The organism is Spirochaeta cellobiosiphila DSM 17781, assembly GCF_000426705.1.
Lineage (GTDB): Bacteria > Spirochaetota > Spirochaetia > DSM-17781 > DSM-17781 > Spirochaeta_E > Spirochaeta_E cellobiosiphila.
Genome location: NZ_KE384557.1, coordinates 137758 through 153431 on the forward strand (window position 1 = coordinate 137758; position 15674 = coordinate 153431).

General features: G+C 35.5%; 14 protein-coding genes. 9 read left to right on the forward strand and 5 right to left on the reverse strand.

Annotated features, from left to right (window positions below):
- Positions 1-246: 246 nt before the first annotated feature.
- Positions 247-1113, reverse strand: a complete 867-nt coding sequence (locus K345_RS0115560) for an AraC family transcriptional regulator (RefSeq protein WP_028974959.1) — start codon at positions 1111-1113, stop codon at positions 247-249.
- Between the two features lie 719 nt (positions 1114-1832).
- Between K345_RS0115560 and K345_RS0115570 the strand changes: the two genes are divergently transcribed.
- On the forward strand, positions 1833-2186 hold the full coding sequence (locus K345_RS0115570; RefSeq protein WP_211227905.1) for a hypothetical protein: 354 nt from the start codon (positions 1833-1835) through the stop codon (positions 2184-2186).
- A 74-nt stretch (positions 2187-2260) separates the two neighbouring features.
- On the opposite strand, the gene K345_RS0115575 is transcribed toward K345_RS0115570, so the two are convergent.
- On the reverse strand, positions 2261-3589 hold the full coding sequence (locus K345_RS0115575) for an MATE family efflux transporter (RefSeq protein WP_028974962.1): 1329 nt from the start codon (positions 3587-3589) through the stop codon (positions 2261-2263).
- Positions 3590-3670: 81 nt separating this feature from the next.
- Between K345_RS0115575 and K345_RS0115580 the strand changes: the two genes are divergently transcribed.
- Positions 3671-4324, forward strand: a complete 654-nt coding sequence (locus tag K345_RS0115580) for a Crp/Fnr family transcriptional regulator (protein ID WP_028974963.1) — start codon at positions 3671-3673, stop codon at positions 4322-4324.
- Between the two features lie 151 nt (positions 4325-4475).
- The gene (locus tag K345_RS0115585; RefSeq protein WP_028974964.1) at positions 4476-5897 is read left to right on the forward strand and encodes an InlB B-repeat-containing protein; all 1422 of its coding nucleotides are present in this window, start codon (positions 4476-4478) and stop codon (positions 5895-5897) included.
- Positions 5898-6009: 112 nt separating this feature from the next.
- Here the strand turns inward: K345_RS0115585 and K345_RS0115590 are convergent, their stop codons facing one another.
- Positions 6010-6957: a helix-turn-helix domain-containing protein gene (locus K345_RS0115590; RefSeq protein WP_211227906.1), complete on the reverse strand. Its 948-nt coding sequence runs from the start codon at positions 6955-6957 to the stop codon at positions 6010-6012.
- Between the two features lie 64 nt (positions 6958-7021).
- Between K345_RS0115590 and K345_RS23195 the strand changes: the two genes are divergently transcribed.
- On the forward strand, positions 7022-7198 hold the full coding sequence (locus tag K345_RS23195) for a hypothetical protein (protein ID WP_211227907.1): 177 nt from the start codon (positions 7022-7024) through the stop codon (positions 7196-7198).
- On the opposite strand, the gene K345_RS0115600 is transcribed toward K345_RS23195, so the two are convergent.
- Positions 7190-7960 carry a GNAT family N-acetyltransferase gene (locus tag K345_RS0115600; RefSeq protein WP_028974966.1) on the reverse strand — a complete coding sequence of 257 codons (771 nt, stop codon included), beginning with the start codon at positions 7958-7960 and terminating at the stop codon, positions 7190-7192. The two genes, K345_RS23195 and K345_RS0115600, sit on opposite strands and share 9 nt — an antisense overlap.
- Before the next feature lie 12 nt (positions 7961-7972).
- Positions 7973-8854 carry an AraC family transcriptional regulator gene (locus K345_RS0115605; protein WP_028974967.1) on the reverse strand — a complete coding sequence of 294 codons (882 nt, stop codon included), beginning with the start codon at positions 8852-8854 and terminating at the stop codon, positions 7973-7975.
- Positions 8855-9055: 201 nt separating this feature from the next.
- Between K345_RS0115605 and K345_RS22535 the strand changes: the two genes are divergently transcribed.
- The 5 genes from K345_RS22535 (at position 9056) to K345_RS0115630 (ending at position 15674) form a co-directional block, all read left to right on the forward strand.
- Positions 9056-10840: a sensor histidine kinase gene (locus tag K345_RS22535; RefSeq protein ID WP_053228380.1), complete on the forward strand. Its 1785-nt coding sequence runs from the start codon at positions 9056-9058 to the stop codon at positions 10838-10840.
- Positions 10815-12422: a response regulator gene (locus tag K345_RS0115615; protein WP_028974968.1), complete on the forward strand. Its 1608-nt coding sequence runs from the start codon at positions 10815-10817 to the stop codon at positions 12420-12422. Before K345_RS22535 ends, K345_RS0115615 begins: the two co-directional genes overlap by 26 nt.
- Positions 12423-12624: 202 nt before the next feature.
- The gene (locus K345_RS0115620) at positions 12625-13899 is read left to right on the forward strand and encodes an ABC transporter substrate-binding protein (protein WP_028974969.1); all 1275 of its coding nucleotides are present in this window, start codon (positions 12625-12627) and stop codon (positions 13897-13899) included.
- A 54-nt stretch (positions 13900-13953) separates the two neighbouring features.
- A complete protein-coding gene (locus K345_RS0115625) occupies positions 13954-14844 on the forward strand; it encodes a carbohydrate ABC transporter permease (RefSeq protein ID WP_028974970.1) in 891 nt (296 codons plus the stop codon).
- Positions 14826-15674 (forward strand): carbohydrate ABC transporter permease, encoded by an 849-nt coding sequence (locus tag K345_RS0115630; protein ID WP_053228381.1) that lies wholly within the window; start codon positions 14826-14828, stop codon positions 15672-15674. Before K345_RS0115625 ends, K345_RS0115630 begins: the two co-directional genes overlap by 19 nt.

A 15674-nucleotide genomic window follows, 5' to 3' on the forward strand; every position in this document is an offset into this window, starting at 1 on the left:
ATTGTAACACATTTGAAAAAGGGATACATAACCATAGTTATACTAAGCATAATTAAAGGACCTGTTGTCCATTCACATGTTAAATATAAATCTATCTCTATAGGGAGAATTAAAACAATTTGCTATAAAAGAATCTAATTAGGTTTCCTTTCTTTGAAAGACAACAAACTTACAATAATTATCTAGGCTATACTTGATCAATCCTTCCTCCTCCGAAAAAACATCAGAGGAGGAAAAACAAATTCCTTAAGCCTTATCTCCAGATTTTAATTTAACTGGTATCCATACTTCAAAGTATTCATCCGGTTCATCCATCTTGTAGTAGGCTTCTATTTCCGGGCCTTCATCATGTTCATAGTTAGTGGCAGGGAACCACTCACTGAATATTTTTTTCCATACACTTTGGATGGAATCTGGCATGGGACCTTGTCCAGGAAAGATCGCCCATGTCTTAGCTTCAATAGCAAGAACTGTATCCATCTTATCTGAGGGAGTCTCTCCTTCAACACCAATCAGATATTTGAATTTTTCTTGGGGCATATCAAAATCGTAACAAATACCCAGTAATCCCTGGGATGTTGTCTGTGGAGTGATAGAAGCTATCGTTCCATCGTCCTCTTTTTTCTTCCAGAACTCTGGTATTATCCGTAGGTTTGCCCCATCCTTAGAGGTCACATCTAATGAGACCCCTATGGCTGTGAAGGCCTCTTTCTTTTCTATTCTGTAATCCATTCTTTCTTCTCCTTTCACTTGAATGATAAGTTTTAAGGGAGGCGTTGCTTTGAGGATGGATTGGGACGTTTGAGCCTGTATAGGTGTTTGGCCATGGAAGCGCTTAAAGGCCTTTGTAAAGGCGCTGCCACTTTCGTATCCATACTTGAGGGCTATGTCTATGATCTTTTTTTCCTCAGCCATTATCTCCTGGGCCGCTAGGGATAGACGTCTTTCCCTAATGTATTCTCCTAAGGTCTTCTCTGTGAGCATGGTAAATACTCTAAGGAAGTGAAATTTGGATGAATGGGCCTGTTTGGCAATTAATTCATAGTCAAAGTCTTCCAGTATGTGTTCTTCCACATAATCCAGGGCTCGATTTATATTTTTGATCCAGTCCAAAGCCTGTCTCCTTTGCGTTAATATAATGAATTATTATTGATAGTTTATCTTGTTCTGAATTGCTCTCTTGTGTCCATCTTTTATTTATTCGTTTAAACAATGGAGAGGCCCTTTTGTTTTTACTGGGCTTTTCAAGAATCTCGAAAGGGCCTTTCAAAAGTTTCGAATGGACCTTTCAAAAATCTCGAAAGGGCCTTTCAAAATGATAAAGCAGTACAGACTCCTCTTTTTACTAAGAGTAGAGAGGGACAAGGCCTGGCTGTCTTCTTATATTTTCTTATTTTTTTAGTAAATGCATGGATAGTCCCTGAAGAAAGGCTTAACTGAGATGAGAGTTATGACCAAGCTCATTACCATGTATCAATACAACGCTGGACTGACCTCCTCTTTTTTTCTTTTAAGATAATTCTATAGACAAGGTTCTATTTCCTTTTCAGTTCTTCCTTATACTCTATCTATTTAAAATAACAGAATCATAACTTAGATAAACCTCTGCAGATAAAATAATTTGATAAATAATCATTATTGCTTTGGAAAAAATAATAACCTGGTATATAGTATCTGACTGTATAGTCAATAAATGACTGTTAAGTCAGTTATCTGAAGACTATCGACGTCAATATTTTTGAATGTATTAAAGGAGTTATTTATGAAGAAATACATGGGAGTATTGTTTATTATCGTTGTTCTTCTTCTTTCAGCATGTTCTCAACCCACCAGTGGTGATAGTCCAAGTTTATAGTTTTGCTGAGATAACGTATGATCGTGAGTATAAGGATCTTTCAATTATTGCAAACGGTAAAAATTACTACAAATTTACTCTTCCAAAAGATAAAGATTTCGTGGTTACAACAGTGACACCAATGACTGGAGAGATAGATGTGGCCTTCACTCTCTATAGTGATGCTAAATTGGAAACTTCCATAGACGGTGAAATAGATAAAAAAGGTGCAAATTCTAGCGAGGCAGTTGGTTATCAGCCTCTATCAAGTGGGGGGACTTATTATCTTGTTATAAGTGAAAAATCAGGAAAGGATGGTACCTATGCGATATCTCTCTACCCAGGTTGGTAGATACATTGAATTTAACAATTGATCATGAAGTAAAAGCGCAGGGATTCCTGCGCTTTCATAGTATTCATTTAATCCTATTTCATTTTTTTCATGAACATTAATAATAAAAGTAAAGAAACGATAGCCATGAAAATATCTGAGGCGGCCTGGCTCAAAATGACTCCCTGGTAACCAGCTGCTCGTGATAACAGAAGCATGAAAACGGCAAAGACGATTCCTTGTCTTCCTGCTGACAATATAAAAGCTTGGGCGGCTTTCCCGACAGCCTGGAAGAGCACTGTTGAGACCAAAATCATTGCCATAAAGGTCATGGTTATCACTTGATAGCGGAACATTAGTGTCCCATTAGCGATAACACTGGAATTATCAATAAAGAACGTCATCAATTGGGGGGCCAATCCATAGAATAATATACTGAGAAGAAACGCTAAACCACCTACAAAGGTGAAGGTGAATTTGACAATTGATTTCAGGCGCTTCTTATTCCTTGAACCATAGTTATAGCCCATTAGTGGTTGGGCGCCAAAGGAGAACCCTAAAAGAATGAGGGTAATGATCAGGACAGATTTCATGACAATTCCCATGGCGGCTATCTTGTCTGTACCATAAGGACGTAGGTAATGATTCGTTAAAGCAAGGGAAAAGCCTTGCATGAAGTTCGTAATAGACGCAGGGATTCCAATAAGCAGTACTTGTGTGATATGGAAGGATGGAATTTTAAAGTAAGTTGGGTTAATAGAAAGTTTTTTGCTTTTCTTTAGTACAAACCATAGGAAGTAAATGTTAGTAACACCATATCCAATGATTGTCGCTATGGCTGCTCCAGCAGCTCCCCATTCCATAAGAAAGATAAAGATAGGATCTAGGATAATATTTATTACGGTCCCTAAAATGCTTCCCTTCATACTGGCAGAAGAAAAACCTTCGGATCTGACAATATTACTGGGGGTGAAACTTAAAATGATGAGTGGGGCTCCCAGGGCAATATAGTGATAGTAAGCTGCAGCATGGACCATTGTCGTTCCATCTGCCCCAAGTAGATGTAAAATAGGGGTTTGGAATATAAGCAAAAAGATTGCCACTATGATGCCAAATATAAGGGAACTATAGAAACAAAAGACACTAACCCTTTTACCTTCTTCATCCTTCTTTTCCCCAAATAATCTCGATATAAGGGAAGCTCCTCCTAAACCAAAAATATCTCCAACGGCTATCATAAAAGTGAATAGGGGCGCTCCAATGGATACTCCGGCTACAAGGGCTGTGTTATTAGTTTGGGCAATAAAGAAGGTATCAGCCACATTATATATAAGCGTTATGACCATGCTCATTACTAAGGGCAGGGCTAGGGTGAAGAAAGCCTTTGGAACAGGTGTCTTTTCAAATAATTCATTTGTTTCCATAATTAACCTCTCCTGGACTATAGGCGAAAAGTATATTTGAATAAGTGACATGTGTCACAAAAAGGAGAAAAAGGAAGACTCATGAAACTGATTAGGGATTCTGGTGCTATAGAAGATATTATGGAACAACATAATGTTCTCAAACACCTATATGATAAACAGTATCCTTTGAATTACTGTCATTTCTCCAAAGGGGAGTATATTGTTAATCCTGTAGAAAATCTGGAGAATTTGCTCTTTATTCATTCAGGAAGTATAAAACTATTTGGCATACGAGAAGATTCAAGTGAATATGCTGTGTGTCATTCAGATCAATTTACTTTATTAGGAGAGCTAGAACTTATCACTGGAGCACAGACCATTCTCTGGGTAGAAGCGCTCAGTGATGTAGCCTGTGTCTCTTTATCCTTTCAGTACAAAGAGGCTCTCATGGAGGATGTCGTTTTCCTAAGATATCTGGTTCAGGTTCAGTCTCGCAAGTTTTATGAATTATCCCAATCTATCTTCACTCATCAAAAACTGGAAGATCGATTAATTCATTATATATTAAGTGAATGTGAGGATCTGATCCTTGATAATCTTCAGGCGGCTCAGTTTCAACTTCACTGTAGTAGACGTCAGCTACAAAGAGTTTTAAAAGCTTTAGTTCTTGATCAAAAGTTAAGAAAAGTAGGTCGGGGACAGTATCAATGGAATGAGAATTCGCCTTCCCATCCTTTTTCTTTAGAAGGTTAGTAAATTCAATACCCTTATATTCATTTACTGCACTTAAAAACAAGTATTTATGCACAGAATTGCAAGAAACTCCTTGTGTCTCAATTCTACACTGAACTGTATGTAGATATGTGTAACTGAAAAGTTACTAAAGTATTAGGAGGATAAAAATATGAATTATAAAAAAACACTACTGTTATTTATAGGAGCTATCTTTATTTTTACAGGCTGCTCGAACCCCAGTAGTAGTGATGTAACTAAAACTTATACACTTAGCTATGATGACAATGGCTCAAACACTGGAAGTGTTCCTCAAAGTGGTACTTTTCGTGAAGGTGACAGTGTGACCGTTGCGGGTAATGAGGGAAATCTTGTAAAGACATCCTATCCTTTTTTTGTTGGATGGAATACAGCCCCAGACGGCTCAGGTGAATTCTTTCGTCCCGGAGATACATTAAAGATGCCCGGTAGTGATAAAACGCTTTTTGCTTATTGGGTTGGTGCTCATGAAGTTAATGTTTCTGGTGTGAGTGGAGGAGATGATTTCGCATTCTCTGTTGATATTGATGGAGATTATGCGGTATTCGGCGTTCCACAATATAAGGAAAAGGGAGCTGTCTACGTCTATCACAGAACAGGACCAAACAGTTGGGATTCAGGACATAGGTTGGATGGTAAGAAATCGGATTCTGAGTTTGGATATTCCGTTTCAATCAGTGGAGACTATATTCTTGTAGGTGCTCGATTTGATCTGGATGATACCAAAGGAGCTGCTTACATCTATGAAAGGACGGGAGTTAATAACTGGGGAAATGAAAAGGTCCTTAAAGCTTCTGATGGAGCCAAAGAAGATGAATTTGGTTATTGTGTTTCTATAGATGGAGATTCTGCTGCTATTGGTACTGGTTGGGCGGAGGCTGTTTATGTGTATAAGAAAGGTGATAATGGATGGAGTAATCCAAGTGAAACCATTATTGGCTCCTCTACAGAATTAAGAATACAATTTGGAAAAGCTATTTCTCTAGATGCAGATACAATTGCAATTGGCGCCTACAGTAAAAATTACCGTGGGGTTGTTTATGTGTATAAAAGAGCGGGAGACAATTCTTGGGGGAATAGAACGGAACTTTCTGCTCCAGACCTGAATTATAATAAGAACTTCGGTATCAGTGTTGCCTTGGATGGAGACTACCTTGTAATAGGAGACACAAACTTAAAAATTATGAACAACAGTGCTCAAGGAGGCGCTTATGTGTATCAAAGAATGAGTGGAAACAGTTGGGGAAATATCAAAAACCTAATCGCTTCAGATGGAAGAGCTGGTGACGAGTTCGGAACAGTGGCCATTAGTGGAGATACCATATTGGTAGGGGCTCAAAAAGTAACTATTGGTGAAAATACCTTTCAAGGTGCTGTTTACATGTTCTCCAGGACAGAAAGTAATAATTGGAATGCTGTAAGTAAACTTACCGACCCTAGTGGGGCTATGGACGAGTATTTTTCTATACCTGCTCTGAATGACAAATCTTTAGTTATTGGTGCTTTAGGTACTAAGTTGAATAAGGCTTTTGCATCAATCTACTTATATAAGTAATAAAATTTTATTTGTTTAGGCAAACTCATATTAGGGAAAACAAAAAGTCATCCACAAATGGATGGCTTTTTATAGATCATCATATTTCCTACTGTTTTTTGTGTGATATCTGCTATTGTCGTGAAGATAAATATTGTCGGGGAGAAACATTATACATTTCCTTAAAGCATTTTGAGAAATGGGAAGAGTCATTAAAACCCCATTGTAATGCAATCTCGGTAATCGTCCGTTTTGGATTCTTATTTCTAACAATTTCATGACGACATTGTTCCAATCTTTGTTGCCTAATCATCTGAGATACTGAGGTTTCTGTTGAGGAAAATAGTTGATGAAGTGACCGAAGGCTGATACCAAAGTCCTTTGCAATTTTTCCCGGACATAAATCAGGGTCGTTCAGGTTCTTTTTTATGTGTTTTGATATCTGATTAAATAACTTTGTTCTATGTCCTGTAGTTGTAACTGGATTTAGACGTAACATCCATGTACTCAGGAGTTCCAATGTCGAATCTGTTATAATAGATGTCGAATGTGGATCAAGTGTATCAAAACGGCTACTTAAAGTCATCAGATTTGAGTGAATAAATGGGCCAAGACCCTGTTTCCCATCAAATACTTTACCTATCATCTGAGTCACTTGAGGGAATAGTTTCTCGAGAAAATCTTTTTCAACAAATAAAGTGTTTTTCTCAATAGCTGAATATGAGCGGAAGGATAGCGTTTCATTTGTATCCCATAAATAAATGTCATTGTTTGAAATTTTCTGTTCTTTTCCACGTCTTTTTATGACTTCATAACCGTTCTGTACTGTGAGAATAGCATAGTAAGAGGTATTTTCTCTGGCTATCTGAGTTCCAGCTCTACTTCCACTGCAGGGGGAGTAACAACTGCAATTACTCAATTTGAAACGTCCCATACTATGCATTTTAATATACCCATAGACTGTATCGTCTCTTTTATCTAGAGACCATCCCATATGAGAGTTGTTGAGAGCTTCAGACCAAGCTTCAAATCGCTGTTTTTTATGATAATCTTTTGTCCATATCTTTAAATGTTCATTCATCATGTTTACAAGATGTAATATATCTCATTTGCAATTAAAAACAATTTTTTGTGTACTCCGAGTTATGATGATAATGGCTCAAACACTGGTAGCGTTCCCAAAAGTGGTACTATCACAGGATAGGAACAAACAGTTGGCTTCAAAGTTTTTTGATGCTGGATTTGGGTATTCTGTTTCAATCAGTGGAGATTATCTAGTTGTAGAAGGTCTAAAGTTTGATGTGGGAACAAATTTACGTTAACGAATTCCATAGCTTATCGAAACGGCTATCCATACAAACACTTAAATCTGTTGTCACAAATTTACCATTATAAAACAGGCTGAAGATAGTCGCCGGACTAGGCGCCTTTTGGGCCTGTTCCAAGGTTTCCAGCTTATGAATAGTAAAAGGTATCCCTCGCTTTTTTGCCGTTTCAACGAAGGATGTTCGAATATGATATTCGGAATAAGGACATCGGTTAGAGTAGTAAATAACAAGACCTTCCTGTTCTGGACAGGTTCCCTCAGTAGCCTCAGGAGCAAAAACTGGGATTGATGCTGATGTTGTAATCTTTTTTTCAAGAAGCAGGAAGCCTGACTTCGTTTCATCCACAATTGAGAAACCTTGCTTTTGAAACCATTTACCATCGCTCATAAAGTGAAATTTCTTTTTTCCGGCAACCGTTACAATCCCATCTTTCTTTTGCTCTCCTACAGCGTTCTCAACCTGATTTAAGAGTTTCTTTCCCAACCCCTTGCCTTTATATTTTCCTGATACCCAGAAACAGTTAATATTCAGGTAGTTATTAGCTATAATGGGTAGCCATGCTTTTTCTGCTGGACCATATTCGATAAAGACCTTTGCCCGTTCATTTAGTCGATAGAATACATAACCATTGGACAATTGTTCTTTTAGCCATTCTTTTTTCAATTGATAACTATCTGTGCATTTTTTATCAGAAAATGCACAACAGATATGCTCTGTATCAAGGTTTTCCTTTGTAATATTTGTAAATTGAAGCATATAGTTTTTCTCCTATTTCATTTTCTTTACAGGGACAGCGATTCTCACTATAGATTTTATTAAATCCTTGTCATAACAATCTTTGTAGTAATTTTCAAAACATAAACCATCAACAGGTTCCATTCCCATAGAGGGGAGGGTCTCTCGGAACAAGGATATCCAAGCTTTTCCATATTCCTCATTACTCAGGGTATAGCGGGCTATAAGATAATCATTCTCCCAAATCTTTAAGGCTCCCAGAGAAGCGTCATCAGTGATTTTGTCTTGAGAAATAACACCATAAGAAATCCTCTGTTTGTTATCTTCTGTAATCCCGTAGGAATCATGATATAGGGCAAAAAAACCTTTATCTTCCTCCCAATCAATGGAATTATTATTCAACTCTGCCAATAGCTTAAGATGAAGATCCATAAAGACTTTTGGGCTTCCACTAAAGGGGCCTATATTGCGTATATACACAAGTCGTCTTTCTGATATTCTCGAGACCTTTACCTCTTCTGCTCTTATTTTATTGTAGGGGATGGTCGTTTTGTTGACTTGATGATTCTTGCTATTTTTCTTTTGAATCCATGAAGAGGCGGAGCACCCGAAGCGTTTTTTAAAGGCTCGTGCAAAAACGGAAGAATCACTGAAGCCTACTATATAGGCAATGTCTGTTACATTATTTGTTGAAGTTAATAAGAGGGCTGCTGCTTTTTCTACTCGTAGGCGATTGATATAAGCATAGAGAGATTCTCCTACAAAGGCGGTAAATATTCTGTGAAAATGATAAGAGGAGAAACAAACTTCATTACTGATTTGCTCAATACTGAGTTTGCTGTCTAAGTGGGTATTGATATAATCGATGGCTTTATTAATTCTCAATTGATATAATTTTTGGGTATCTATTGCCATAGTTCTGACCTCCTCATAAAGAGAAATGTTTTTGCTCTGGAAAGGGTAACCTCTTATTATAGCTAAGTATAGATATAATAAGTACTGAAGAAATCAATGTAAATGAAGACTCTAAAAAACTGGGGTAACTTAGTTTTGGGAGATCAGTGTCGATATTATATTTCTGGCCAATTGCTTTTTTATGTAATAAAATATTGAACCATGTTTAATAAATTACGTTCAAATTTATTATTTTACAGCATAACCATTACTCTAATTACTCTTGTATTTGCGGTGTTTATCAGTTTTTTTACCTTCAAGGATCTTAGAGAAAATAATATTAAAGAAACCGTATACAGTAAACTTAAAATCATTGTTGATAACGTGGATATGAAATTAAAACTGGTAGACAATATGATTGTCTGGTTTTCTATTAATTCAGAAATAAATTCTCTTTTACGTACACCAATGGAACCGGAAGAGAACTTAAAACATAAATCTATGAATGCCTATAATTTTATAAGGAATTCTATATATACCAGTGGTCTTCATCAGTATATAAATAAAGTTCTGGTAGGTAATGCTTCGGGCTATTATATCCAGAGTGGATACGTAAATGGCGATTATAGTGATGGTTTAAGAGCTCAACAATACTTGAGTGGTGTCAATAATAGACTGGTAGAAGAACCTTTTAAATATTCAGATGGTGGATTAGTCTATGTAAGGCACAGGGCTTTTACCTCTGATACTAATAAATCAAAATATCTGGGAGATATTTTTATTACTGTTAACAGTAATATCTTTACTCAGTATTTTGATAGAGAAGACTTTTCGGATGATGAAACCTTTTTTATTGGTGTTGGAGATAAAGTCTATCATTTAAATAGGGAAGGACTTTCTCTTAGTTCCACTGTAAAACATAAAGAAATTTCAAATATTCTAATAAGCACTGAAGATAATACGATTCCAACTACAAAAATAAATATTAATGACCAGCAAAGACTTCTTGTCATATATCAAGGTTTGACTGATGGCTTTTTTATTGCAAGGACAGTACCTAGTATGAAATGGGACTGGGAAGGTTATATTTTCCTACGGTTCCTTTTTTTTGTGTTTTTCCTGATAGCTTTTCTAATCTTTTCCATTGTATTTCTTATTGATAAAACAATTAACATTCCTATCCTCCATATAGGAAATAGAATAGAGAAGATCTCAGAAGGGAATTTCACCATAGATAAATCGATAGAGTATGAGAATGAAATAGGTATTATTGGCAAAGGTGTTAATCAAATGATTAGCAGAATAGAGCAGCTTATTAATAAGCGAATTCAAGATGAAGAGATAAAAAAGAATCTAGAGTTCCGGGTCTTGCAAAATCAGATAAATCCTCATTTCCTCTATAACACATTAAACTCCATAAAATGGATGGCTATTGCTCAAAAGACGACAGGTATTCCGGAAATGGTAAACTCTCTCGCTACTTTGTTGAAATATATTTCAAAGGGTACAAATCAAATAATCTCATTAGAAGAAGAAATATTTTTGCTCGAACAGTATCTGAATATCCAAAGTATACGATTTGGAAGTATTGTTAAGACATCAATAGTTTTTGAATCTGAAGATCTTAAAAAATGCAAGATTGTAAAATTCAGTCTACAGCCTATTGTTGAGAATGCCATAACCCATGGTATTGAACCTAAACAAGTTCAAGGAGAGATAAATATCCATATTCATAAGAATAGTGATGATAATCTGGTTATTTCTATTAAAGATAATGGGATGGGAATTCCAGAGCACACACTAGCTAGTATCTTTGATGATCATAAAGGTTCTGAAAAATCCTTTAATCATGTTGGGGTTAGCAATGTTAATCTGAGGTTGAAATCATTTTTTGGAGAGGAATACGGCTTAACCATAGAGAGCCGTCTTAATGAATATACTATTGTTAATATTTTAATTCCAGGTAGGGAGGTTTTGACGAATGTACAAGCTGATAGTAGTAGATGACGAACCTTTAATTATTGCAGGGATTAAATCCATGATTGATTGGGACAAATACAACATAGATATAGTTGGCAGTGCTTCAAATGGAGAACAGGCATTAAAACTCATTGAGAATGTTAAACCTGATATTGTCATTACAGATATAAAAATGCCAGTTTTTACAGGTCTTCAGCTGATTGAAAGATGTCAGAGTATGGAAGATCAATCTATTAAATTCATTGTCTTATCCAGCTATGAAGATTTTAATATAGCAAGACAGGCCATGAGATTTAACACCGTGGATTATCTTGTAAAACTCGAATTGACACCTGATATTCTAATTGATTCAGTGAATAAGGCTTTATCTGGAATAATAAAAACGGGATCTAATAATGGTGATAAACTCAATTCAGCAACCAAGATCTTTAAGGAAATATTTTACATAAAACTCTTAAATAATGTGTTTATAGCCAAGGAGGATGTTTTATCTGCCAAAAAAATTGCCGGTGTTGACCTGGAAGGTTTAGAATATTCTGTTATATACAGCAGGATTACCTATAACAATGCAAAAATGTCTGAAGATGATAAAAATAAAAGTATGATTTCCACCATTCAGGTTATCAAAGAGGTAATGGAGAGATCTGTAAATATATATATTTTACCAATGGATGCTGAAAATTTTGTTACAATAGTTGGGGCAGGACAAGAGCAGGCGCTCGTTCTAAAGAGTGAGGATGAGCTAGGGACTATTCTAAAAAACTGTAATGTTCTGGCAGAAAAGTATTTCAATATAGGAATAGATAGTGGTATCGGCAGTATTTGCTACAATATTCAAGATATTTCCACATCCTATAAAGAAGCGAGAGCTGCCCTTAGTTACTGTAATTCTGAAGACCGAATTATTGTATATAAAAATATACAAGAAAGTGATATAAAAGTATCCCATGATGATCTTTTAGAAAAAAGGGAAAAGCTTAAATTATCTCTGGAAAGTTATGATATAGAGTTATTTACAGAGATTATTGATATTTTTATTACAAAACTTGATTCTGAAGAGGCTTTATTATCTGAAAGTTTTAATATTTGTTCTTCCATACTTTTTGAGATAATGACATATATGACTAATGCAGAAGAACTATTACAAAGGTGTTTTCGAGAAGAGAAGAATGGATATTACTCTCTTTATGAAATGACTTCAGTAAAACAGACAATTGACTGGATTAAAAAGATCAGAGCCGGTTTTATTGAAGAATTTAAAGAGAAACGAACAGGCTACACAGAGCTATTGGCTGATCAAATAAGAAAATATATCGATAGGAATTGCCTTAAAAAAATTGAATTAAAGGATCTTGGTTTGCATTTTAATATGTCTCCCAATTATCTTTGTTCTGTATTTAAAAAACACAATAATTACGGTGTTTCCTACTATCATAATCTAAAAAGAATTGAGAAGGCTAAGGATTTGTTAAAGCAGAAGGTCTACAAGATGTATGATATCTCTGAAATGACAGGTTTCGAGTCACAATATTATTTTAGTAAAGTTTTTAAAAAGATTACCGGAGTAAGTCCAAGCGCCTGGCTGGCTGACAATGAATGTAATGTTTAAACCCTTTTGAAATGATCGAATAAAAATCATTCCCCCGTTTCCCCTCTGTCCTATCTTAATATAGTGCAAAGTAGACATTAATATTTTACATGAAAAATTGGTGAATCATAATTTATTATAAATTTTATAGTAATTATTCACATGTCCAGAATTTTTAAAGTGAACTTATACTGATTGCAGAATTAATTAAGGAGAGCTAGAAATGAAAAGAAACTTATTGTTTGTTTTACTTATTTCTGTGATCAGTCTGGGGCTTTTTGCGAATGGAGACCAGGAAAGTACCGCTGATAATGGAAAAATCAATTTGCGTATGGTTGCATGGGATGTTAAACAGACTGTTTATCTACAACCACTAATAGATGCTTATACGGCACAGCATCCAGAGGTATCAATTGAACTAATCAATATTCCTGCAAACGAATATCAGGATAAGTTATCCATAATGTTGTCCGGTGGTGATGACCTTGATATTGTCACTGTAAAAGATATCCCCGGGTATTCAGGAATGATTAAGCGTAAACTTATAGATCCTTTAAATACTTATATTGACCGTGATAATTTTGACTTATCAAAATATAGTGGTCTCACAGATGATATCACAGTTGATGGTAATTTATATGCTATCCCCTTCAGAAGTGATTTCTGGCTAATGTACTATAACAAAGACATTTTTGATAAAGCAGGTGTTCCTTATCCTACAAACGATATGACATGGGATGAGTATGCTGCTTTGGCCAAAAAAGTATCTTCTGGAGAAGGTGCGGATAGAATATACGGCGGACACCATCATACCTGGAGATCTACAGTTCAATTAGGAACAGTACAAGATGGTAAGCATAGTATCATTTCTAATGATTACTCCTTTATGAAACCAATGTACGATATGATCATTGATCTCCAAAACAGCAAGGCCATAATGGATTATTCCTCATTAAAAGTAGGTAATCTTCATTACTCCAGTCTTTTCTATAATGATCGTATTGCTATGTTACCAATGGGCTCATGGTTTATTAGTACGTTAATTAAGAAACATGAAACTGGTGAAGCAACCATGGACTGGGGTCTTGTCAAATTCCCTCATCAGCCAGATGCTGTGGCAGGAACAACTGCTGGGACAATCACTTCTTTGGCTATAGGTTCGAATTCTAAGAAAAAAGAAGCAGCCTGGGACTTTATTAAATACTATACAGGAACAGAAGGAGCTAAAGTTCTTGCTCAAACAGGAAACTTACCTGCCATTAGAAATGAGAGTGTATTATCTATACTTTCTTCTATGAAAGGTTTTCCTGAAGATCCTGCAAGTAAAGAAGCATTAGCTACTGAGAAAGTAAGACTTGAATTGCCTATCCATCCTAAAGTAGGTGCGATAGAGACTATTTTAAACGAAGAACATGAACTTATTCTTATTGGGGAAAATAGTGTAGATGAAGGTCTTGCAGAAATGACAAGACGTGTTACTGAAGAATTAGCACAATAATAATTAAGTCTGCCCATAAGGCAGACTTATATTTTTAGCTATTAGGAATTGGCTATGACTATCAAACAAAAGAAAGAATTACGAAGCAATCTCGTCGGTTATTCCTTTTTATTACCGAATTTTATTGGATTTTTAATATTTACTTTTTTCCCTATTATATTTTCTCTTTTACTTGGATTTACATCCTGGGATGGTGTGAATGAGATAAAATTTGTCGGTTTGAATAACTTTATTCATATGGCAAAGGATGAAACTTTTAGAATATCAACTTTTAATACAGTTTATTATACATTGGGAACAGTACCTCTAACTCTGGTGTGTTCACTGGGATTGGCTGTTTTATTAAACAGTAAAATACGAGGTAGGAATATTTTTAGAACTATCTTTTTTTTCCCATACGTCGCTTCTTTAGTCGCTGTTGCTGTGGTTTGGAATATGATCTTCCATCCTACAATGGGGCCTATTAATAGCATTTTGTCAAAGATAGGTATTGAAAATCTTCCTGGATGGACAGCCTCCACAAAATGGGCGATGCCAACCGTTATATTAGCATCAATCTGGAAAGGAATGGGATATTATATGATCATTTATCTAGCCGCTCTTCAGGGTATTCCTAAATACCTATATGAGGTAGCTGAACTAGATGGTGCCTCCAAATGGAAACAATTCTGGCATATTACAAGACCCATGCTTACTCCTGCTACCTTCTTTGTCTCGATGATGTTAACAATCTCATGTTTTAAAGTATTTGATTTAATTTTCGTTATGACAAATGGCGGTCCAGGCCGGGCAACCAACGTTCTTGTTTATCACATATATAATCAAGCCTTTATACATTTTAAATATGGATATTCAAGTGCTATCGCTCTGGTATTATTTGCAATTGTTTTAATAGTAACACTGATTCAATTCAGAATGGAGAAGAAATGGGTAAGTTATATGTAAAACAGAAACAGAAAGATAGTATAAACAAGATTTTTCTGTATATATTGTTAATAGGTATATCTTTTACAATGATTATGCCGTTTTTATGGATGCTATCCTCATCATTTAAACTGGATAAAGACGTTTTCAGGTATCCCATTGAATGGATCCCATCAAATCCTCATTGGGAGAATTATGCCCTGATATGGACACGGATTCCCTATTTAACTTTTATTTTAAATACCTTTAAATTAACTATAATTATCACTTTGCTACAATTAGCTTCCAGTAGTTTTGCGGCATATGCTTTTGCAAAATTAAAATTCAAGGGGAGGGATATTCTCTTTCTAGCCTATGTTGGAACTATAGCTATCCCATGGCAAGTCTATATGGTACCTCAGTTTATAATGATGAGGGGCTTTGGATTAGTGAATACTCATATGGCTCTTATTGTTTTACAGGCTTTCAGTGCTTTTGGGGTCTTTATGATGAGACAGTTTTATATGAATGTTCCCAATGAGCTTCTGAATGCCGCTCGTATTGATGGATTAAATGAGTACTCTATCTATTCAAAGATTATGCTACCTCTCTCTACACCTGCCATAGCTACATTAACCATTTTTACTTATGTTTTTGTTTGGAATGATTTTATGGGACCTCTTATCTATCTAAATAGTGAGAAGTTAAAAACTATTCAGCTTGGATTAAGAATGTTCATTGCTGAATATTCTGCTGATTACGGGCTTATAATGGCCGCATCAATGATATCGTTAATCCCTGTAATAATTCTATTTATTTCTCTACAGAAATTTTTTATAGAAAGTGTAGCGTCAACAGGTATAAAAGGTTAA